We start from the raw sequence: 21563 nt of genomic DNA, 5'->3' as shown, positions 1-21563 counted from the left end.
TGCTTTTTTACTTGGAAAGTAAACTTCAAGCAGGTTAAACATTATATAATAATTTTTAAGTATATTTATTAGGTAGGCTTAGGTTATGAATTCAAAAGAAAATTCATCTGGTGTTTATTTATTACCTAATCTTTTTACTACAGCGAGTTTATTTGCAGCTTTTTACGCAATTGTTGCAGCCTTTAAAAGCCAATATGAAGCAGCAATTATTGCAATCTTCATTGGTATGATTGCTGATAGTTTAGATGGTCGTATAGCCCGTTTAACGAATACTCAATCGGCTTTTGGTGCCCAATATGATAGTCTTTCAGACATGGTGACCTTTGGTGTGGCGCCAGCCTTATTATTATATAGCTGGACTTTACAGCAATTAGGTAAGATTGGTTGGCTAGTTGCCTTCATTTATACAGCAACAGTTGCATTACGGCTTGCACGTTTTAATACGAAAGTAGGTACGGTTGATAAACGTTATTTTCAGGGGCTGGCTTGTCCTGCAGCAGCGGCTTTAGTTTCTTCTTTTGTTTGGCTTTGTCATCAAAATCAAAATCATCTTTTTATAATATCCTTAATAACAGCAATACTGACGATTATTGCATCAGCGCTTATGGTAAGTAATATTCGCTATCATAGTTTTAAAGAAGTGGATTTTAAGGGACATGTTCCTTTTTTATATTTATTATTAATGATTATTTTATTTGTTGCTATTGCTGCTAACCCCTCTTTAATTTTATTTACAGGGTTTGTTATTTACGCTTTATCCGGGCCAATACAATTATTAATAAAATTAAAAAGAATTCGCAGCCAGAAAAAATCTTCTGAAGAGTAAAAATAGAAATTTAAAAGACGCTAAATCTTTATCTTAATTTTTTTATTCTGGTTCATCAAAACGATTATTAATGAGATCAACCAGGGCTTTTTCCATGTCTTTTTCATCTGGACCATTAATTTTAATAATTAATTCAGAGCCTTGTGTAGCAGCAAGCATCATAACACCCATAATACTTTTGCCATCTACTTTCTGAGATTGTTTAGTCACCTCAATTTGGCTTTGAAATTTGGCTGCTGTAGAAACAAATTTAGCTGAGGCGCGTGCATGAAGCCCTAATTTATTAATAATTCGAACATTTGTTTCAATCATAGAAATCAACTTATAATCATTAATTAACGTGAGTTCAATATGAAAGATAATTCTTATCTTTATATTGAACTAGCCTGTATAGACTCTTTCTTAATGACCATTGCTGGTCAATCTTAGTTGGAAAGATGTCTAATGTAGCCTGGTAAATACTATACCTTGCTTTGATAACGTTTGCTCTACCATCTAAAAGGTTTTATTTTCTTAGGTGGTTAAACTTACGAGCTAAACTGTTAAGAAGCTTGCGTTTCTAGTGTACCGTTTACTACAAGAGCGTATAATGATTCCGCATTATTTGCTTTTCGGCAAGCATTTCTAAAGCTTGGATCGCTAAATTGTTTAATAATGGCAGCCAGAATGGTTAAATGATGTTCTTCTTGGTTAGGTGGAACAATTAAAGATACAACTAAATCGGCAGGTTGTTTATCTTCTGCGCCAAAGTCGACTGGATTTACTAACTTAATAAGGCAAGCTTTTGGTTGATTTATTGTTGGAATCCGTATATGTGGGAGGATAATGCCGTGGCCAATTGCAGTGCTTCCTAAAAGTTCACGCTGCCAAAAAGCATCAAATAACTCATTAAAGTTAAGCTCAGGCATCGTGGTTGAAAACAGCTCACTAATTTTATGGAAAACAGCTGTTTTACTTTGAGAAGTTACATCTATATATACGTTCTGAGGGGTAATAAAATAACCAAGGTTCATAAAAGCGTTTCGGCTAAAAAGAATGATTTTATCGTGGGTTAGGTTATTCTGACAAGCATAGATAAGATAATTAAGAGTTTATCTGCGCCTATCCTTGGCACAGAATCGAAGACTAGATTTTAATGAGTACGTAATTTTTCTTTATGCTTGATAAGCTGTTGATCTAATTTTTCTACTAAGTCATTAACAGCAACATACATATCATCGTGTTCAGCACGGGCATGAAAGGTGCCTTTAGCAACATGAATAGTTGCTTCAGCAATTTGTGCTAATTTCTCAATATTAAAAACGACGTTAATAGCTGTAATGTTATCAAAATGATGGGTTAATTTACTAAATTTTTCTTCAGTAAAAGATTTTAATGCTGACGTGATTTCCATTTGATGACCTGTTAAATTTATTTGCATGAGATTTTTCCTCCTCTTTAAAACTTATTAACTACGAATTATTTTGCGTTCATTAGATGGAGCAATACACATTGCTTCACGATATTTTGCCACAGTACGTCGGGCAACTTTAATTCCTTGCTCACTAATTAACTGAGCAATTTTACTATCACTAAGAGGTTTTTGGCGATTTTCTGAGGCGATTATTTTTTTAATTACGGCACGTATGGCGGTAGAAGAGCATTCACCGCCATTAACTGTCGCCACATGGCTTGAAAAAAAGTATTTTAATTCAAAGACGCCACGCGGTGTGTGCATAAATTTCTTTGTTGTTACCCGTGAAATGGTAGACTCATGCATATCTAGAGCAACAGCAATATCGTTAAGTATGAGTGGTTTCATGGCTTCTTCGCCATGCTCTAAAAATTCAATCTGCCTATCCACGATACTGCGAGCTACTTTAAGTAATGTTTCCTGACGACTTTGAATACTTTTTAAAAACCATCTTGCTTCTTGAAGATTGTTTTTTAAAAATTGATTATCAGCACTAGTATTAGCACGTTGGATCATGGATGCATACTGATTATTAATTGTTAATCGTGGGAGAGTTGTTTGATTTAAGAAAACCTGCCAAGCCCCATCTAGTTTCTTTACGATAACATCTGGAATAATATATTCCACATTATTTTGTTGGATTAAGCTACCCGGCTTAGGATGCAATTGATGAATAATTTGTAAAACTCGATTAATAGTATCTTCATTGACATGATAATTCTTCATTAGCTGCCGATAATTATGCTGTCCTAGTAACTCTAAATCATTTTTAACAATTGCCTTGGTTAACTTAATATCCTTATCGTATTCAGGTAATTGACTAAGCTGTGCTAGAAGAGATTCAGCAAGGTTGAGAGTAGCACAACCTACTGGATCAAATAATTGTAACCGATGCCGAACAGCTTCAATTTCTTCAATATCGAGAGGGTAGGTATCACTATTTAAACTGGTATGTAGCTCATTAACTGACTGAGTTAAAAAACCATCGTCGTCAATTGCGTCAATAATAGCTGTAGCAATAACGCGATCAATATCCGTCATTGGTGTTAATTCTAATTGCCAACGTAAGTGTTCTTGTAAGTTAGTCGTTGTACAATATAAATTTTCATAATTAAAATCTGTATCTTCAAAATTACTGCGTTTATTAAGATTATAAAGTTGTGACCATTGAAAATCATTATCTTCCGCATTTCGCTCAGAATTATCGCTAATATCTTCCTTTTCTTCGTTGGGTAGAACCTCAAGTAAAGGATTTGATTCAACAGCTTGTTGTATCTCTTGTTGTAAATCTATAGTAGACAATTGTAGCAAGCGTATAGCTTGCTGGAGTTGAGGAGTAAGCGTCAGTTGTTGACCAATACTAAGTTGCAACGAGGGTTTCATCCACAATCCTCTTAAGATCATTGCTTATTATTAAGTTTAACTGATTCACTAAGATTATCCAGTAGCTTATACGACAAACGACCATATTAAAAGAAGTAAGGCATTGATTTTATTTACAAGTTAATCACTTTGAAAGCATAATTAGCTGTTTTAACTAAAGGGTTAAGGAAATATTTTTGAAATATTTGTCCATACAAAGGAATATTTCAGCTAATTTATAGGAAAGTTTGGAAGGAGGTCTATGCAATTTTTTGCTTTGTAGGATGAATTTAGGGAAACATTTTCTTAGAAAATTACATAGCTAGCACTATATCTTACTAGGTTACTTGCAAAAGAAGTTATCATTGTAGTGGCCAAATAATCCTTCTATTGAAGGTTAGAGGTGAATATTATATTCTCCCACACAATCATTTAGAGCTTCTCCAATGCGGATGATTAGGTGTTAAAATACTAGTTAATTATTACACTGTGATTACGCCTACCTAACAATTGGGGAGAAAACCCTGAAAGGATATCAAGTCGTGTCTGATCAACAAATAAACTTTTCTCGTCCTGGGTATAGGCCTGATATTGATGGTTTACGAGCAGTAGCTGTGTTATCAGTTGTTGCCTTTCATGCCTTTCCCAACAGACTGAAAGGTGGATTTATTGGGGTAGATATATTTTTTGTAATCTCTGGTTATCTAATTTCAACTATTATCTTTCAAAATCTTGATAGGGGAACGTTTAGTTTTAAAGAGTTTTATATAAGACGTGTTAAGCGAATATTTCCTGCGCTAATTCTTGTTCTAATTTCTTGTTTTGTCTTTGGGTGGCTTGTTTTATTACCTGATGAAACTAAACAACTTGGTAAGCACATGATAGGTAGTGCTAGTTTTATACAAAACATAATTTTGTGGAACGAAGCTGGTTATTTTGATAATGCTGCTGAAACGAAACCATTACTTCATATTTGGAGCTTAGGGGTAGAGGAACAATTTTATTTTATTTGGCCATTATTAATTTGGCTTTCTTGGAAATGTAGATTTAATTTGTTATTGGTTACCTTATTTGTTGCCCTAGTGTCTTTTGCTCTCAATATTAAGGGTATTAATGAAGACGCAATTGCCGTATTTTATTCACCGCAAACCCGATTTTGGGAATTGTTATCAGGTGGATTATTTGCTTGGATTAATTTATATGGATGCCATAGGCAAATATGGAAATTAAAAATAGATAAGTCTTTGCCTAAGGTAGTAAATCGAGACTGGTCAGAAGGAGCAACGATCGCTCTAGCTAACTTTTTTTCTACTTGTGGATTTATTCTTTTATGTTATGGTTTTTGGCGAATTAATAAGGATTTAAGTTTTCCCGGTAATTGGGCAATTATTCCTGTTTTGAGTGCAGTGCTAATTATTTCTTCAGGCCCTAACGCTTGGATTAATCGAACAATATTATCGAATCGTGTTGCAGTATGGTTTGGTTTAATAAGTTTCCCTCTCTATCTATGGCATTGGCCGCTTCTCTCATTTATGAGAATCATTGAGAGTGAAAACCCAGGTTGGCTCATTCGTATAGTCCTCGTTTTAATTGCTATTGCTCTTGCGTGGCTTACATATAGATTAGTTGAATATCCTATACGAATAGGAAGAACTAAATGGATTAAAGCTTCATCTTTGATGTTACTTATGTTAGGTGTTAGTTATCTTGGGTATAACGATTACATAGTTTCTAAATTCGGCTCTAGGTTTCCAAATAATGAAAGTAAGCAGGATTTAGAGAATCAAAATTTAGTTTACGCACAAGCATTCGAAAATTGTAAGCGGCTTTTCCCCGAATGGAGGACCCTCACCGATAATCCTTGTTTACTTCAGCAAGCAGCACATAATTCTATTGCTATCATTGGCGATTCTAAAGCAGGACAGCTTTTTGGAGGCGTAAGCAAATATCTAGCGCCAAATTATAGCCTAGCTGTTTTTGCTGCTAGCTGTGCTGCACCATTTATTAATGTTTCCACGGGCGTAGTGAATGGTCTAGAGAATAATGTTGTTAAAATACGTAAAGACGCGTATAAACTTATTAATAGAGCATATGATTATATAATTAATGATCCTGATATTAAAGTAGTTGTCATGGCTCACAATCCTTTTTGCTCATATAATGCTTCTACAGATATAGCTAATCCTAATAATAACGATTATCGTGATGTACTGCGGGAGGGAATGAAACGAACTTTTTCAGCACTCGTTAAAGCTGGTAAGCAAGTAATAGTATTGTTTGATAATCCTACTATTAATTTTGATCCTAAAATCTGTCAATGGCGCCCATTTAGAGTAACCAAATCTAATAATTGCTCCTTTCCTGTTACGTATTTTAATGAAAATCCAGTAATCAAAAATTATCGTTCTTTAGTTGAAGATGTCTTAAAAGACTATCCACAAGTAAAAACTTTTGATTTAGCAGAGTTTCTGTGTGATAAAGAAAATTGTCATATTGTTAAGAATGGGCATGTGCTTTATAGTGACGTAACCCATTTGAACAATTATGGTTCTGAGTATATCGCTTCTTATCTATCGGCGGTTATTATGAGAGAAGTAAGTGTTTCTGAAAAGATAAACGCGTAAGTAACATAGGACTTGTTTTAGCAGTTTTTTAGATTTATGGCAAAATTAATAGCTACATTTATACTAAAATGTAACTATTAATTTAAAAATATATGAATAAAATAGGCAAGAGACTTATTTTACCTTTTTCTCTTTAAAGATTACATGCTTACGTATGACTGGGTCATACTTTTTAAATTCCATTTTATCAGGACAATTTCTTGGATTCTTAGTTGTAGTTACGTAATAACCTGTACCTGCGGTAGACTCCATTTTAACTTTAATAGTGACAGCTGCCATGGTTAATCCTCTTAATTAAACTTTCTCGCCTTTTTCTCTTAACTGATCGATAACGGTTTTAATACCAAGTTTATCGATAATACGCATACCTTTCATACTCACTTTCAAGGTAACAAAGCGGTTTTCTTCCTCAACCCAAAAACGATGTTGTTGAATATTAGGTAAAAAACGTCTTTTAGTTTTATTATTGGCGTGTGATACATTATGACCAGTCATGGGCCGCTTGCCAGTAACTTGACATACTCTTGACATGCTGTTACTCCAAATTTTCTCTAGATAAAACCATAACTGAAAAAATCACAACCATTGGCGTGGGTTTTGACTCAGTGTAGGCAAAGAGCGCTTTTATAACAAAAAAATGAGAATTTTGCAATTGATAAGCGATTTTTTTATCCTATTTAGTTAAAAAAGCTTATATTCGTTAAAAGTTAGTGAATAATTACTTAATTATAGATTATCAGCGTATAATTGTTGCCTTTTGTGGAGGTAATGATTCAGATGCACCGAACTGTTAAGAGCTTTGTAATAAGAGCAGGGCGTATGAGTAAACGTCAACAATTTGCTCTAGATAACTGGCTAATACATTATATTTTACCTGTAGATGGTATTAATTGGGACTTTCAAGCTATTTTTGGCCGAAATTCCGAAACTATCGTTGAAATTGGGTTTGGTATGGGTGCTTCGCTTATTACTATGGCAGAGCAGAATCCTACAAAAAATTTTATTGGGATTGAAGTACATAGAGCTGGCGTTGGCAGTTTAGTAGCTGACTTACATGAAAAGGGAATTACTAATGTTCGAGTTGCTATGTTCGATGCGGTAGCTATTTTTAACCAGCAAATCCCTGCAGAATCTTTAGATGGCGTGCAAATTTTTTTTCCTGATCCGTGGCATAAAAAACGGCATCATAAAAGACGTTTAATACAACCAAATTTTGTTAAATTAATTGTTAATTGTCTTAAAACTGGCGGATTTTTGCATTGTGCAACTGATTGGCAAGATTATGCAGAGTCTATGCAATCCGTTTTAGCAGCTGAAACTACTTTAAAAAATAACCAACCTAATAATGGATTTTCAACACGACCTAGTTCAAGGCCAATTACGAAATTTGAGTTAAGAGGTAATCGCTTAGGGCATGGCGTTTGGGATTTAATATATTTTAAAAAATGAAATTACATCCTAATTATAGAGCTTGTGACATTTAAATAATGCAAGATATCTAGATAAGTCTTACTTTTAGTTTAAACAGCTTTTAATTTATATTAGTGGTGATAAATTTTTTTGCTGTAGGATAAAAGAGATTGTCTCTAATTTAAGACTTGAGGTAAAACTATGGATATGTTTAATGAGTTGGCTCAGCACCTAGAAAATATTGGTGATTTCAAAAGATTTATTGATAAGCAGTTAGAATTAGATGCAGAGTTATTGTATCGTGCTTATTGGTATAACGGACAACAAGTTTCTATACTAAATTATTTAATTCAGCACCATGATAAAGAAAATAAAAATTTAACAGAATTTATTCAAGTTATTTTAGATAAAAAGATAGATATTTATTTACATCAACCACTTCATTTATTACTAAAGCTTAATAAGGTAGATTTATTACCAAATTTTTTAGCTCATTTACCGTCTAGTCTGGAGAGTGCCTTAAATAGGGAAGTAAGAAATGACTTGGGATCCAATATAACTTATAAGCAAGCATTAAATTCTTACGATATAAATGGACAGACTATTTTAGCACACGCAATTAATTTAGGTGATGTTGATACGTTTTCTACAATTATGAAACTTAACTTAGATATTAATCAAGCAAGTGAAATTAAGTTGCAAGGTGGTTTGAAGGGGTTTTTGCAACCGCTGCAGCAGGCAATAGCCGTAAATTTTCCTGAGGCAGTAAGTAAGTTTTTAGATGTTGGTTCTTGTGTAGATAATTTTAGCTTAGAGGTTAAAGATACCGCTCTATTATTAGCTGCACATTCAGGTGCAATAGATGTTTTAAAAGTGTTGCTCAATCATCCAAAAACAAGTGCAATTTGCATACAGCAACTTAATAATAGGAATAATGACGGCTATACAGCAATTGACTTATTATGCTTACGTTTACAAGAAAATATTTCGCCAAAACAAGCGCTACAGGGTATTGCTATTTTGTTGTGTCATGGTGCAACAACTCCTTCCACAGAAGCGTTTCGAAATTTATTAAATACTCATCGCGTTGATTTAGTGAAAGCAGTTAAGACCTACACCATAGAAGATCATCATTCAAGTCTGCCATTTTTACGTGCTAGTCATGATAAAAATAACGCTCTACATAATATTATCTATACTAATAAAACCTGGTCTTATTCTGTAAAGAAATTTTTCGGTATTTCTGATCGCTTAGCATTTAAGTGTGAAAAATTAGCGCTTGCTGATAGTAATAAGCCGGAGCTTGATCACGATGAAAAATTATTCGCCTTCTTTGTAAAAAGATATAAAGAAAGTATTAAGCGCGCTACTATCTATTCACCATGGAGTGAAATGCTATGGAATATCACCACTGGACAGATTAACTCGTGGGAGGGTGTTTGTCAGTATGCAAATGAACATCCTAAGACGCGTACAGCACGTATTGTGGCTGAGATGACTAAAAAGCAGCCTGAAGTTTATGTTAATTTAATGGAAGAAGAAACGTTAGCAGAGCAGATGTTAGGAAGTAGACCTTAATAATTTATGGCAGCTGACTTAAAAGTTGCCACTAATTAGCGTTCTTGCATGACCTATGAATTTTGTTTTAGTGCAAGACATACACGTTTCGCGGAGCAGAGTGTACAAAGCGTAAATGAGCATCGCAGAAGCGTTTATAACACGGCAATAAAGTAAAAGATGCAAGTTATATAAGAACTCTATTACTTATACCCTTGCTTAAACTTTAGGTAAGCCCTAGAATTCTAGCTTTCTTTAAAAATTAAGAAGGCGGAGAAACAAATGGGATGGAATGAGCCAGAGAAAGATAAAGATCCATGGACTGGCAAAAAGCAGCCACCAGATCTAGATGAGGCTTTAAAACGCTTTCAAAGTAAGTTAAAGAAGGCTTTAAGAGGGGGAGGAAATCCAAATAATCCTGAAGATCCGGAAGAAACGACAGCAGCAAATGGAAATGGGGGCTTAATTGCTTTAATCGTTCTGTTAATTCTTTTTATTCTATGGGCTTTATCAGGTATTTTTATTGTCGATCCTGCTGAGCAAGCTGCTATTCTCCGTTTTGGCAAATACATTAAAACAGTAGGACCAGGGCCGCATTGGATACCTCGTTTAATTGATTCTAAAATTGTTGTTAATGTTGAACGTGTTTCGGATTACTCTTATTCAGCGCAAATGCTGACAAAAGATGAAAACTTAGTCGCTGTTTCTTTAGTAGTCCAGTATCGTATCGGTGATTTACAAGCATACTTATTTAATGTCAGTAATCCAGAAGAAAGTTTACAACAAGCAACGTCAAGCGCACTGCGTCATGTAGTTGGGCTGACTACTTTAGATGAAATTATTACCGAAGGGCGAGAAGCTTGGGGGAATAATGTTTATGATGCATTGGTTAAAATCTTAGAACCTTATAAAACGGGTATTGTTATTGTCAATGTTGCGCCGCAGCCTGCTAGAGCGCCAGAAAATGTTCAAGATGCATTTGATGATGCGATTAAAGCGCAGGAAGATGAGAAGCGTTTTAAACAACAAGCGCAAGCCTATAAAGCTCGGGTTGTGCCAATAGCTCAAGGTAATGCAAAACGGATTTTTGAAGAAGCTCAAGCTTATGCTAGACAAGTAGTGCTTCGTGCAAAAGGTGAGGTTGCTGAATTCCAAGCGCTTCTTCCATTTTTCACTCAATCACCTTTTGTCACTTCACAGCGGATGTATTTAGATACAATGCAAAGAGTATTAAGTCAAAGTAATAAAATTCTCGTTACAGCAAAAGCTGGTAATTTACTTTATCTTCCTCTAGATAAATTAACGACGGCGCTTCCTTCTAATATGAACCAAAACAAAGTTGAGGCTAGTGATGCTGTTGCAGAGCAAGCAATGGGAGTTAATAGTGATGGTGATAGTACGAAAGTAATTCGTAATACCATAAGACAAACTCTCCGCCCAGGAAGGAGTGAATAAATGAATGCATTTAAAACAATATTGGGAATAGTTATATTTTTTATTTTAATGCTAGTTTTAGCGAGTGTATTTACCGTACAGCAAGGGCAACAAGGGATTTTGTTACGCTTAGGGCGTTTAGTTAATGACTCCCAAACTAAGGAAGCAAAAATCTTACAGCCTGGCTTGCATATAAAAATGCCTTTTATTGAGAGCGCTAGAGTATTTGATACGCGGTTACAAACCCTAGATATCAAATCTTCGCGCATTGTTACTCGAGAAAAGAAAGACGTTATTGTTGATTACTATGTGAAATGGCGTATCGCTAGTTTAGCTCATTATTTTATATCGACTGGTGGCAATGAATTTAAAGCCGAAACTTTACTTGAGCAGCAACTTAACACTTTTTTAAGAGCCGAGTTTGGTAAACGTACTATTTCTGATTTAGTATCAGGTCGCGATGATGTCATGAATTTATTACGCGAAAAAGCAGAACAGCAAGCGCGCGGCTTAGGTATTAAAGTAGTTGATGTTAGGGTAAAGGGTATTGAGCTTCCGCCTAGTACTAGTAATGCGGTTTATCAATTAATGCGTGCAGATATGCAGAAAATTGCTAATCGGCATCGAGCTGATGGTATTGCTGAGGCAGAAGCTATCCAAGCGTCAGCAGATGCTGAAGTAACTATTTTACTTGCTCAAGCACGAAGCCAGGGCGAAATCATAAGAGCTCAAGGGCAGGCTGAAGCAGCGGCTATTTATAATGCTGCTTATAGTAAGAATCAAGAATTTTTTAATTTTTATCGTAGCTTAAAAGCCTATGAAGGAAGCCTAAATAATGATCGTACGTTGATGGTACTTGACGAAAGTAGTGCTTTTTTTGATTACTTTAAGCATTCTTTGTTAAAAGATAATGGAGTACAAGGCAAAAACGGATTATAATAATTAGTTTGGCGCTGAGCCTAAGATAAAATTAAAAAAGTAAAAATTAAAGATTTTTCGTAGGTACTAATAAAAGGTTAAATTGAAATATCTATAAATATATGCTTTTCAATGCCAACGTCCCGCGGCTTGTCCGTGGGATCCAGCAAGATAGCTAGAGCTTTAGGCCTTATGAGTAAAGCATGAGCCGTTGGAGAGATTAGTATAGCTATTAATTTGAGTTAAAAAAACAGGTAAGTAATGTAGCTTAATCTGTTTTTTTGTGGAGGCTATAAGTGTTAATCAATTTTCTTTCAGCACTAGCCTTAGTACTTGTTTTTGAGGGGCTAATGCCATTTGGTTTTCCTCAGCGTTGGAAACGTTTGTTGAGTAAAGTCATTATACAAGATGAAAAGGTATTACGTATTACAGGCTTATTTAGTATGTTAGCAGGGGTAATACTCCTTACTATTATTCACCAATTTGCAGAGTAAGAGTTAGTTATGGGTAAAAATGTAGTCATTGTAGGAACCCAATGGGGTGATGAAGGTAAGGGTAAAATTGTTGATTTATTGACAGGTGATATTCAAGTTGTTGTTCGCTATCAAGGTGGACATAATGCAGGCCATACATTAAAAATTAATGGCGAAAAAACAGTTTTACGTTTAATTCCCTCCGGTATATTACGCTCCCATGTACAATGCTATATTGGCAATGGTGTTGTAATATCACCTAATGATTTATTAAAAGAGATTAGTGAGTTAGAGAGTAAAGGTATAAAAGTTCGAGAACGTTTGCACATTAGCCAGTCTTGCTCATTAATTTTACCTACCCATGTTGCCCTAGATAAAGCTAGAGAAAAAGGCAATACTGCTATTGGTACCACGGGCCGTGGTATAGGCCCTGCTTATGAAGATAAAATTGCCAGAAGGGCGCTCAAAGTTAATGATCTTTTAAATCCACAAAGATTTAAGGAAAAAGCAAAAGAATTAATCCACTATCATAATTTTCTATTAAAAAATTATTATGATCAGCCTGAAGTTGATTTACAGGCAACAATAGATAACGCTCTAATCTGGGCTGATGAGTTAGCAAACATGGTTTGTGATGTAACTGCTCGCTTGCATGCTCATCGTAAACAAGGTGATTCTATCTTATTTGAGGGGGCTCAAGGTATCCACTTAGATATTGATCATGGTACTTATCCTTACGTTACCTCATCAAATACGTGTGTTGGTAGTGTTATTAATGGTGCAGGCTTTGGACCTCGTTACTTAGATTATATTTTAGGTATTGCGAAAGCTTATACAACACGTGTGGGTGGCGGGCCGTTTCCAACTGAATTAAAAAATGATATCGGTAGTCGCTTAGCAGAACGTGGTAATGAATTTGGAGCTGTTACAGGCCGCCCCAGACGCTGCGGTTGGTTGGATATTGTTTTATTACGTCGCTCAATTGATATCAATAGTATTTCAGGTCTTTGTCTTACCAAACTCGATGTCCTTGATGGTTTAGAAACTCTTCAAATAGCAACAGCTTATCAGGATCGCCACGGTAAGTTAATTACAGAATTTCCACCGTCAGCAGATGACTTTGAGGGTATTATTCCAATTTATGAGGAAATGCCAGGATGGCAGGAGTCAACTGCAGATGTAACATCCATAGATGCTTTACCGGGTAACGCTAGAGCTTACATTAAGCGTATTGAAGAGCTTTTAGGTATCCCTATTGATATTTTATCGACTGGCCCAGAACGTGACTCAACTATGATATTACGTAACCCCTTTGAGTAATAGACTTCTTCGGATATTGTTAATCAAGATACGAGGTCAATTGAAAAAAGGCTGAAAAAGTACCATGTCATGCAGTACATGAGCATCCCCATCTACATGGGGACAAGCCCCCATCTACATGGGGACAAGCTTTGAAGACCTTTTTTCGGATGAGATTGGACCTCAATGGCAGTGTCCGAAGAAGTCTAATGAATAAATTAGATTTATATATAAGTAGTGAATTAAATCAATGTCAGAAAAAAGAATCTTAGTTGTTTGGTCTAATTATTATGAAGAGCTAGCCAACCTGCAATTAGAAAGTTGTGTTAAATTACTTAAAAAATCACCTTATAGCTATCAAATAGAAAAGGTAGAAGCCGGTACTTATGAAATTCCTGTAGTGATGCAATATTACCATCAACATCAGCCTTTTGATGGTTATATCCCCTTAAGTTTATTACTTAAAGGCAGCACTGATCATTATGAATTCATTTGGGAGCATGTTAAAGAATGTTTTATTAAGTTTGCCTTGGATGGTTTATTACTAGGTAATGGCATTGTCTCAGCGCCAACAATGCAAATTTTACAAGAACGCGTTACAAATGGCGAACGTGTAACTGAGGCATTTCGCGCAGTAGATTATTTAATACGCTTTAAAAATAACCTTATCAGCGTATAGTTTTTTAATTATTAATATATATTTAATATTTTATTGTAATTTGTTGTCTTAATTAGTTAGTTGCCTTTTTAAAATTAATTACCATTTAAGCTAACCTTAAGGATGATATAGTACAATCAATAGGCAATATGAATATATATTAATTTATGACTAAGTATTTAGACGTATTCACGAGCGCCTATAGTGATTATGCTGCTCAATTTAAAAAGCGTGGCCGTAGCTTAAGCTGGTATGTATTTACTCAAGGCGACTCTTTTAGTCTGGAAATTGAAAATTTATTTCGAAGTCTAAGACATACCCAAGAAGAAGATCAGAAATTGCTCTTCCAATCCTATTTAAACTCTTTTCAAAATAAGTTTAATGAGCAATCTTTTAAAAATTATTTATTAAAATATTTAATAAAGAAATTTCCAAATGATGGATGGGAAAATTATTATCCAAAAGGGAAACCAGTAAAATTAGATATTGAAGATACCTCCCCATATTATATTAGCGAACAAGTGATATTAACTGGCTCCCCATCGACTGCATCATTGATTCAAAAGACTAATTCTCTTATTCTTACATCTGATGAATTGTTTAAAATTTTACGATGCTCTGCTAAGCGAGAATTGTATGAGTTTATTTTAAATGCCTCTGGTGATCCTAAAGATGTATCCTTTAATGCGGCTGTAAAAGCATTAAAAATTCTTACTGGTAAACAAGTACAAAAACCTCTTACTAAAGAAGAGTTTTCGGTATTGTTTAGGGATAAATTGGATAAAATTATTTCAAAATTTCCTTCTGAAGATACAGAAATTATCTATCAAAATACTTATTTAATAAAACTTAAAAACAGTTATTATTTCTCTATTGTTCGAAAAATATATAATTTTATTAGTGAAACTACTGATTATAAAAGAAAAAAACTTTATGATTTATTAGATAAGATACTAGAATATGAAAAGAGTGATGGCCTTGCCTTTGAACAACTAGTAGAGATAAGAAAGACATGCAAAACACTTTTAGACGATCAGGAGTTTACTTACAAACAGGTAACCTTTCGTGGACTATTTGCTACTTCTAGAAGTAAAGCTGTTGTAGTAGAGCTTTCTACAATGCTTGATAAAACACTCTATGTTCCTGCTCAACAACGGACCTTATACTAGGCTAACTGTAACTAAAATGCTTCTGTATGAAATTAGTAAATGTGTATTTAAGCAATTTCTAATTAATTTATTAACAGTAACCTAATTGCTATATATTCTTTCAAATACTTGCAGCTTTAATTCTAACTTCCTCTGTAATTTTGCTTTTTCACTTGTTTTAATGAAATTAAGACAACTAGTGCTATTTAGCTTTCTGCAAGCGCTTATAGGCTTTAAATTCACAGAATCTGCCCATAAGCTTTTTCCTGGTAAAAAACTATAGGTTAATGCATTGTGGTTAATGCGTTTTAAGGTTTGATAGTCAAGGTCATAGTTCTTTATAGCAGTAACATACTCTTGTGTTAAGCTAGTACGTAAAACACCTTCATCATCGGTTGAAAGTACAATAGGTACCTGATGTTTAAGATAAAATTGAAAGGGATGTTGCTCTTTAGAGACATTTAAAATTTTTCTATTACTGGTTAAGTTAATTTCTACTGGGATACGATTAATTGCCATATACTTAATAAGTTTATTAGCATTATTTTCCTGTTTAATGTCAACCCCATGGCCAATCCTTTCCGCATGCCCCAACTTAAGTGCTTCATTAATATGAAAACGTAGATCGTTTGTTTTTAAAGCTGGCGTCTTAGCACTTTTAGAAAGCTCTCCAGCATGTAAAGCAATATGAACTTTAGGGTATAATTGGTGCATAAAATTAAAAATTTGCATCTGACGATGATAATCTTTTAAAGAGATAGGTCCATCTTCTGCTTGAACTAAATTAACTGCAACCACTTCGGGTGTCTTTGCAGCAATTGTGAAATAAAGAAGAGCTTGCGAGAAAATTTTAGCTAAAGGTTGCTCACGTAAAACATGCAGTTGAAAATTAATTTTTAATTGACAGGCTGCTTGCTCTGGTTGCTTATCACAACCTAAATAATTTCTAGCATTAGGTAACAAGTTACTTAGTTCAGAGCTAATCTCTTGTACAGTCGAATTAAATGCTTGATTAGACAATAAGCGTTCTTTTAATTGATTAAAATGACTTGGGATAATAGCTTCTTTACTAATAATCGGCTGGTTAAAATCTTTAACTGACAGCATTATCTCCATATAAAGCTCATGCTGATTAGCGGCCCGTTGCATGACTTTTGCTAGTAAAGGGGCTGATTGGATAATAACGATAGGTATAAATTTATGAAAAGAATTAAAAAAGTGATCATGACCTGATATTTTTCCTGCTTTGAAATTTTTAAAAGACCACGCTTGTATAATTTTTTGATAAAAATTACTTTTGGGTGAGAGGGTGCTTATATTAATATCTTGGTTATTACATGAGCCCTGCTGATAAGTTACTACCAATGTTTTTGGGGTAATACAGTAAGTATTTTGAGCTGCTAAAGCGAGCATTGCCTCAGGATAAGCGCCGCCGGCTAAATGATAATGTAGTTCGCCACCTTTAGGCATTGCTTTAAGAAAAGAGTAGAGTTTTTTAGGGTTCTTTTTAATTGTCTCAAATACATCTTCTACACTTGCAAAGCAATTAAATTGCATAATTATTAAGCTTAGAAAGAGAACAATAAAACGCATAAGGTCACTACTTCGCAAAAGCGTAATTATGCCATAAATTAATAGATAAAGAATCTTTTTTAGCAAATATATTAGTCAAATTAGCCTAAAAAAAATTGATTAGGTTGCGTATTGTGCTTATCTTAGTTAGATAAGCACAATAGAAAGGATTATTTTCTAGCTACAGCTAAGCCTTTAAGGATAGTTAGTGCGGTATAAAGTTGATAGTCTTCATGTAATAATGCTTGATCATCTTTTATAGATTCATTACCCTCTACAGCGGGTGTGTTTTGTTGTTTCTCTGTATTACTGCCATTATCTAAATGGCCACTTAGATCTGCTTCAGAAAAACCTGAGAAAATCGACTTTTTATCATCGTCACCTTTGGCTACTTCTACCTCTTCAATAACAATATCAGGCGTAATACCTTTTGCTTGAATAGAAGTGCCAGAAGGGGTGTAATAGAGCGCAGTTGTTAACTTGATAGCTCGCTTATCATCAAGTGGTAATACTGTTTGTACAGAGCCTTTACCGAAGCTTTGCGTACCTACAATAATAGCCCTTTTATTATCTTTTAAAGCGCCAGCAACAATTTCAGATGCAGAAGCTGAACCATTATTAATAAGAACTACCATCGGTGCATTATCTAAAATGTCGCCTGGGTTAGCAAGGGCTGTAAATTTTGACCCCGGAAGTCTTCCTTGCGTATAAACGATCATCTCTTCTTCACCTTTTTTAGTGGTGTCAATAAAATCATCAGCTATTTGAATAGCAGAATCTAATAACCCTCCGGGATTATTACGTAAATCTAAAATTAATCCTTTAAGTTTACCACCAGCTTCTTGCTTAAGTTGGGCAATGGCTTTTTCCATATCTTGACCTGTCATCGCTTGAAATTGGGTTAAACGAATATAGCCGTATTTTCCATCAAGTAATTTACTTTTGACGCTTTTAATTACAATTTTTTCACGAACTAAGGAAAAAATTAATGGCTTAGTTTCCCCTTTGCGCAAAATAGTAAGATCAATTGTTGAGCCTTCTTTACCACGCATTAATTCTACTGCGTCCTTTAAACTAATACCTTGTACGGAGCGGTTACCTAGCTTAATGATATAGTCGCCTGCTTTAATGCCAGCTCGAAAAGCAGGTGTATCAACAAGGGGAGTAACGACTTTGATTACCCCATCTTCCATAGTGACCTCAATGCCAAGGCCACCAAATTCTCCTGAAGTAGAAGTCTGCAATTCTTTGAATTCATTTTCATCTAAATAATCAGAATGAGGATCTAAGCCTGTTAACATACCTCGAATAGCATTATCAAAGAGCTTTTTATCATCCACTGGCTTTACATAATATTTTTTTATTTCACTAATTGCATTTGAAAATCGTTGTACATCTTCCATAGGTATTCTTGTAGGTGTGGATTGTTCTGTATTAGAAGTTGATTCTGCGGCTGCCAAAAGAGGTAGAGGCAATAAAGAAGTACTTGTTAATAGTGCTGCTAAAATACCCGAATACCACCGATTTATTGACATATCATCTCTCCTAGGAAAGCTTAGCTTAAGCTACTTTCCAGTTTTCAAAGCATTTATTTATAAACTATAGTCATTTTGCTATAACTTTCTCTATATAAAGTGGAAAGCAATATAGATGCCAGTAGTTCATTTAGGCAGCAAAAGTTATTTTAATTTTTTTATATTGGGTAATTATAGTAACTTTTGTATAAATTATTGTGGATTATTGATTGATTTTTTAACTTACGATAACCATCCAAACGGTGGAACAGCTTTACCATGTTGTCTTATCTCAAAGTATAGCCCGTTTTGCTTGACTCCACCTGTATGACCTACAGCTGCTATTTGCTCACCAATTTGAACAATAGTGCCTTGTTTTTTATATAAAGTTTGGTTATGTGCATATAAACTCATGAACCCCTGTCCATGATCAATGATTAGTAATAAGCCATAGCCATTTAACCAATCACTGAAAACAATTTTTCCTGAATAAATAGCATAAACTGGGGTTCCTTCAGCAGCAAAAAAAGTAATACCTTGATTCATTTTTTGATAATTATTTTTATCAGTATGTACAGGTAGCTGCAATTTATGGCGCATATAGGTAAAGGGTCGTGCTGCCTGGGTGAAACTTGTAGCTTGTTCATTTAAACTAGTTAATAATTTTGCTAAATTTTCCTTATTATGTTCATATTCTAATAACGATTGTTGCTTTGTTTGAATATCATCATTTAAGTTTTGAATAACGAACGATTGATACTCTTTATTACGTTTTAATTTTTCCTGAAAGGCTGCAAGCTGCTTTTGTAAAGCACGTTTTGTTTCCAGCTCTATCTTTAATTTAGCTTGATTATGTCCTAGGTTAGTTTTAGTGACAGTCATTTTAGCAATTATTTGTCGACGTGAAGAAGCTAAATACTGATGATAAGTAAGTAATCGACTAATGGCTAAGAAATCATTTTGATTAATTATCCATTTAAGCGGCTGGTATTCACCAGTTTTATAGCGTATTCGAATATGTTCAGCTAATAATTTCTGTTGATAACGTAAAAGCTGATTAGTCTCATTAATTTGTTGAGATAGGCCATTGATTTTTTGTTGTTTAGCGGTTAATTCTTGTTCAGTAAGCTGTAATTTCTGTAAATTGGCGTCGATTTTTTTCTCTGTTTTAGCAAGCTCTCGATTTAGAATACTTTTTTTATCAGATGCATTGGTAAGATTTTGTTTAAGTTTGTTAATGCGATTAGTTAATTGCTTTAACTTATTTTGGGTTTCAGTAATAGATTGAGTATTAGTGGCAAATGAGCAATTAATAAAGGGCAAGATCAGTAAGATGAACAAAAAATGATATTTTTTGCTAAATATAGAGAAATTATTGGCCATCACTTAATTATCCATAGTACTGAGCTGAGCAATTAATCGTTATAAGCGATTAATCTAATTTTGTTAATAATGACTTACCTGTCATTTCAATAGGTTTATCTATTTCAAGCCAAGCTAATAAAGATGGAGCAATATCTATTAAGCTACCATGAGCTTCTTTAAAATACCAATCCTTACCAACAAATAAAAGAGGAACAGGTTGACAAGTATGTGCTGTGTAGGCTTGATTATTAGTTGTATCAAACATCATCTCAGCATTGCCATGATCAGCTGTAATAAATAAAGCACCTTGCTTATCTAAAACAGCTTGACCTACTTTCTGCATACATCGATCTAAACACTCTATAGCACGCACTGTAGCATTAAAATCTCCCGTATGGCCAACCATATCAGCATTCGCATAGTTGCAGATTATCACATCATAATCATCACTATTAATCGCATCGACAAGTGCTTGGGTTAGTTCTGGAGCGCTCATTTCAGGCATTAAGTCGTAAGTGGGAATACGAGGAGAAGGAATTAAAATACGATCCTCATTTGTAAAGACTTGTTCTGAACCACCATTAAAGAAGAAAGTGACATGAGCATATTTTTCAGTTTCAGCAATGCGAAGTTGACTTAAACCCTGGGCTGCTATTACTTCACCAAAAGTATTACGCATTTGTATAGGTGGGAAAGCGACTTCCGTTGATAAGTTCTTTGCATAAGTTGTCATACTAACAAAATGAGCTAAGTGCGGCTTTACTGTCTGATTAAAAAAATTAAAATCAGGAGCGATAAAAGCCTGAGTAAGCTGGCGAGCGCGATCGGCGCGAAAATTAAAAAAGAAAATAGAGTCACCATTTTCAATAGGCCGCGCTGTTCCAATGATTGTTGGAGGGATAAATTCATCATACTTTTGCTCTTTATAGAATGCTCGAATAGCCGTAGTTGCGTCAAGAAAGGTTCTCTCTGCTTTGCCTTCGGTTAATAAGTGATAAACAGGAGCAATACGCTCCCAGCGCTTATCTCTATCCATAGCAAAGTAACGCCCAGTAATAGAGGCAATCGTTGCTACCGGGTATTTAGCTAAACATGCATTAAGAGCAAGTATACTATTTATAGCACTTTGTGGAGGTGTATCGCGGCCATCTAAGAATAAATGTAAATAAACATTATCAAAATTTAACTCTTTACATAAGGCAAGAAAGGCAAATAGGTGATTTTCATGGCTATGGACACCGCCAGGTGATAACAAACCCATAACATGAAGAGCATGGTCAGTTTGCTTCATATCATTAACAACATTCACCAAAGTAGGGCTATTTGTAAATTCACCTTGATCAATTGTTTCATTAATGCGAGTAAAATCCTGATAAATTATTCGGCCAGCGCCAATATGCATATGTCCAACTTCAGAATTACCCATTTGTAAATCTGGTAAGCCAACATTCTTTCCACACGCATTTAATAGCATATGCGGATAATTTTTCCACCACGTATCCCATTGAGGAGTCTTTGCAGCAGCTATCGCATTATGTAATTTTTCTTCTCGATAACCCCAGCCATCAAGAATCATTAGAACTAAAGGCTTTCGCTGAAACATTATAAACTCCAAGGCTAAATTAATATAAGTGATATTAATGACTAAAATAGACTTTACAGGTATTTTAATATTTGAATGCAAGCTGTAAGTATAAACGTATAAGGACTGTGCGAAAAGAGTAGAGCTCTAGTATAAAGTAAGGACCTTATTTTATCTTATTAATAACATCTATTATAAGGCTAATAAAAATTCTCCATTTATTAATTTAGTGTGGTTTGAATTAATTAATTTAGAAAAGCCAATAATATTTGGTTTGAAGTTTTATTGAAGTTCAAGTGATTGAATTAGTTTAGTACTTAATATTTTAATGCAAAGCGGTTAAACTAGATACATCCGTAGTTATTGGA

The 21563-nt window shown here is 34.5% G+C and carries 20 protein-coding genes; 10 read left to right on the top strand and 10 right to left on the bottom strand.

Annotation, left to right across the window (positions count from 1 at the left end):
* The first annotated feature begins 85 nt into the window (after positions 1-85).
* A complete protein-coding gene (pssA, locus tag E1P04_RS01340; RefSeq protein WP_131781131.1) occupies positions 86-826 on the top strand; it encodes a CDP-diacylglycerol--serine O-phosphatidyltransferase in 741 nt (246 codons plus the stop codon).
* 42 nt (positions 827-868) lie between these two features.
* Here the strand turns inward: pssA and E1P04_RS01335 are convergent, their stop codons facing one another.
* From E1P04_RS01335 to E1P04_RS01320, 4 genes are all read right to left on the bottom strand, one after another.
* On the bottom strand, positions 869-1138 hold the full coding sequence (locus E1P04_RS01335; RefSeq protein ID WP_131781130.1) for an HPr family phosphocarrier protein: 270 nt from the start codon (positions 1136-1138) through the stop codon (positions 869-871).
* A 230-nt stretch (positions 1139-1368) separates the two neighbouring features.
* Positions 1369-1839: a PTS sugar transporter subunit IIA gene (locus E1P04_RS01330; RefSeq protein WP_131781129.1), complete on the bottom strand. Its 471-nt coding sequence runs from the start codon at positions 1837-1839 to the stop codon at positions 1369-1371.
* Positions 1840-1958: 119 nt separating this feature from the next.
* A complete protein-coding gene (hpf, locus tag E1P04_RS01325) occupies positions 1959-2246 on the bottom strand; it encodes a ribosome hibernation-promoting factor, HPF/YfiA family (RefSeq protein ID WP_131781128.1) in 288 nt (95 codons plus the stop codon).
* A gap of 27 nt (positions 2247-2273) precedes the next feature.
* A complete protein-coding gene (locus E1P04_RS01320) occupies positions 2274-3662 on the bottom strand; it encodes an RNA polymerase factor sigma-54 (protein ID WP_131781127.1) in 1389 nt (462 codons plus the stop codon).
* A gap of 521 nt (positions 3663-4183) precedes the next feature.
* On the opposite strand from E1P04_RS01320, the gene E1P04_RS01315 reads away from it, so the two are divergent.
* Complete coding sequence (locus E1P04_RS01315) at positions 4184-6265, top strand: acyltransferase family protein (RefSeq protein WP_131781126.1); 2082 nt, start codon at positions 4184-4186, stop codon at positions 6263-6265.
* Positions 6266-6379: 114 nt separating this feature from the next.
* Here E1P04_RS01315 and rpmG read toward each other — a convergent pair whose 3' ends face one another.
* The gene (gene rpmG / locus E1P04_RS01310; RefSeq protein WP_131781125.1) at positions 6380-6544 is read right to left on the bottom strand and encodes a 50S ribosomal protein L33; all 165 of its coding nucleotides are present in this window, start codon (positions 6542-6544) and stop codon (positions 6380-6382) included.
* A gap of 15 nt (positions 6545-6559) precedes the next feature.
* Positions 6560-6796: a 50S ribosomal protein L28 gene (gene rpmB, locus E1P04_RS01305; protein ID WP_131781124.1), complete on the bottom strand. Its 237-nt coding sequence runs from the start codon at positions 6794-6796 to the stop codon at positions 6560-6562.
* A 246-nt stretch (positions 6797-7042) separates the two neighbouring features.
* On the opposite strand from rpmB, the gene trmB reads away from it, so the two are divergent.
* The 8 genes from trmB to E1P04_RS01265 all read left to right on the top strand — a co-directional run bounded on the left by trmB (position 7043) and on the right by E1P04_RS01265 (position 15183).
* Complete coding sequence (gene trmB / locus E1P04_RS01300; RefSeq protein ID WP_131781233.1) at positions 7043-7714, top strand: tRNA (guanosine(46)-N7)-methyltransferase TrmB; 672 nt, start codon at positions 7043-7045, stop codon at positions 7712-7714.
* A gap of 162 nt (positions 7715-7876) precedes the next feature.
* Positions 7877-9253 carry an ankyrin repeat domain-containing protein gene (locus tag E1P04_RS01295; protein WP_131781123.1) on the top strand — a complete coding sequence of 459 codons (1377 nt, stop codon included), beginning with the start codon at positions 7877-7879 and terminating at the stop codon, positions 9251-9253.
* Between the two features lie 261 nt (positions 9254-9514).
* Positions 9515-10687: an FtsH protease activity modulator HflK gene (gene hflK, locus E1P04_RS01290; protein WP_131781122.1), complete on the top strand. Its 1173-nt coding sequence runs from the start codon at positions 9515-9517 to the stop codon at positions 10685-10687.
* A complete protein-coding gene (gene hflC / locus E1P04_RS01285; RefSeq protein ID WP_131781121.1) occupies positions 10688-11605 on the top strand; it encodes a protease modulator HflC in 918 nt (305 codons plus the stop codon).
* Between the two features lie 275 nt (positions 11606-11880).
* Positions 11881-12078: a DUF2065 domain-containing protein gene (locus E1P04_RS01280; protein ID WP_131781120.1), complete on the top strand. Its 198-nt coding sequence runs from the start codon at positions 11881-11883 to the stop codon at positions 12076-12078.
* 9 nt (positions 12079-12087) lie between these two features.
* Positions 12088-13377: an adenylosuccinate synthase gene (locus E1P04_RS01275; RefSeq protein ID WP_131781119.1), complete on the top strand. Its 1290-nt coding sequence runs from the start codon at positions 12088-12090 to the stop codon at positions 13375-13377.
* Between the two features lie 229 nt (positions 13378-13606).
* The gene (locus E1P04_RS01270) at positions 13607-14035 is read left to right on the top strand and encodes a 6,7-dimethyl-8-ribityllumazine synthase (RefSeq protein WP_131781118.1); all 429 of its coding nucleotides are present in this window, start codon (positions 13607-13609) and stop codon (positions 14033-14035) included.
* A 146-nt stretch (positions 14036-14181) separates the two neighbouring features.
* Complete coding sequence (locus tag E1P04_RS01265) at positions 14182-15183, top strand: hypothetical protein (RefSeq protein ID WP_131781117.1); 1002 nt, start codon at positions 14182-14184, stop codon at positions 15181-15183.
* A gap of 81 nt (positions 15184-15264) precedes the next feature.
* Here the strand turns inward: E1P04_RS01265 and E1P04_RS01260 are convergent, their stop codons facing one another.
* From E1P04_RS01260 to gpmI, 4 genes are all read right to left on the bottom strand, one after another.
* Positions 15265-16755, bottom strand: coding sequence for an adenosine deaminase family protein (locus E1P04_RS01260; RefSeq protein ID WP_131781116.1), 1491 nt, complete (start codon positions 16753-16755; stop codon positions 15265-15267).
* Between the two features lie 149 nt (positions 16756-16904).
* Entirely contained in the window at positions 16905-18269 is a 1365-nt protein-coding gene (locus E1P04_RS01255; RefSeq protein WP_131781115.1) for a S41 family peptidase, read from the bottom strand.
* A gap of 222 nt (positions 18270-18491) precedes the next feature.
* Positions 18492-19631, bottom strand: a complete 1140-nt coding sequence (locus tag E1P04_RS01250) for a murein hydrolase activator EnvC family protein (protein ID WP_131781114.1) — start codon at positions 19629-19631, stop codon at positions 18492-18494.
* 49 nt (positions 19632-19680) lie between these two features.
* A complete protein-coding gene (gene gpmI / locus E1P04_RS01245) occupies positions 19681-21216 on the bottom strand; it encodes a 2,3-bisphosphoglycerate-independent phosphoglycerate mutase (RefSeq protein WP_131781113.1) in 1536 nt (511 codons plus the stop codon).
* Positions 21217-21563 lie beyond the last annotated feature (347 nt).

It is taken from the genome of Legionella gresilensis, assembly GCF_900639865.1.
In the GTDB taxonomy this organism is placed as follows: domain Bacteria; phylum Pseudomonadota; class Gammaproteobacteria; order Legionellales; family Legionellaceae; genus Legionella_C; species Legionella_C gresilensis.
This window is presented reverse-complemented; position numbering and strand designations above follow the sequence as displayed.

Bases quoted from the DNA above. Each gene is read 5' to 3' on its own strand.
- pssA (WP_131781131.1), top strand. From the start codon at position 86: ATGAATTCAAAAGAAAATTCATCTGGTGTTTATTTATTACCTAATCTT.
- E1P04_RS01335 (WP_131781130.1), bottom strand. From the start codon at position 1,138: ATGATTGAAACAAATGTTCGAATTATTAATAAATTAGGGCTTCATGCA.
- E1P04_RS01330 (WP_131781129.1), bottom strand. From the start codon at position 1,839: ATGAACCTTGGTTATTTTATTACCCCTCAGAACGTATATATAGATGTA.
- hpf (WP_131781128.1), bottom strand. From the start codon at position 2,246: ATGCAAATAAATTTAACAGGTCATCAAATGGAAATCACGTCAGCATTA.
- E1P04_RS01320 (WP_131781127.1), bottom strand. From the start codon at position 3,662: ATGAAACCCTCGTTGCAACTTAGTATTGGTCAACAACTGACGCTTACT.
- rpmG (WP_131781125.1), bottom strand. From the start codon at position 6,544: ATGGCAGCTGTCACTATTAAAGTTAAAATGGAGTCTACCGCAGGTACA.
- rpmB (WP_131781124.1), bottom strand. From the start codon at position 6,796: ATGTCAAGAGTATGTCAAGTTACTGGCAAGCGGCCCATGACTGGTCAT.
- trmB (WP_131781233.1), top strand. From the start codon at position 7,043: ATGCACCGAACTGTTAAGAGCTTTGTAATAAGAGCAGGGCGTATGAGT.
- E1P04_RS01295 (WP_131781123.1), top strand. From the start codon at position 7,877: ATGGATATGTTTAATGAGTTGGCTCAGCACCTAGAAAATATTGGTGAT.
- hflK (WP_131781122.1), top strand. From the start codon at position 9,515: ATGGGATGGAATGAGCCAGAGAAAGATAAAGATCCATGGACTGGCAAA.
- hflC (WP_131781121.1), top strand. From the start codon at position 10,688: ATGAATGCATTTAAAACAATATTGGGAATAGTTATATTTTTTATTTTA.
- E1P04_RS01275 (WP_131781119.1), top strand. From the start codon at position 12,088: ATGGGTAAAAATGTAGTCATTGTAGGAACCCAATGGGGTGATGAAGGT.
- E1P04_RS01270 (WP_131781118.1), top strand. From the start codon at position 13,607: ATGTCAGAAAAAAGAATCTTAGTTGTTTGGTCTAATTATTATGAAGAG.
- E1P04_RS01265 (WP_131781117.1), top strand. From the start codon at position 14,182: ATGACTAAGTATTTAGACGTATTCACGAGCGCCTATAGTGATTATGCT.
- E1P04_RS01260 (WP_131781116.1), bottom strand. From the start codon at position 16,755: ATGCGTTTTATTGTTCTCTTTCTAAGCTTAATAATTATGCAATTTAAT.
- E1P04_RS01255 (WP_131781115.1), bottom strand. From the start codon at position 18,269: ATGTCAATAAATCGGTGGTATTCGGGTATTTTAGCAGCACTATTAACA.
- E1P04_RS01250 (WP_131781114.1), bottom strand. From the start codon at position 19,631: ATGGCCAATAATTTCTCTATATTTAGCAAAAAATATCATTTTTTGTTC.
- gpmI (WP_131781113.1), bottom strand. From the start codon at position 21,216: ATGTTTCAGCGAAAGCCTTTAGTTCTAATGATTCTTGATGGCTGGGGT.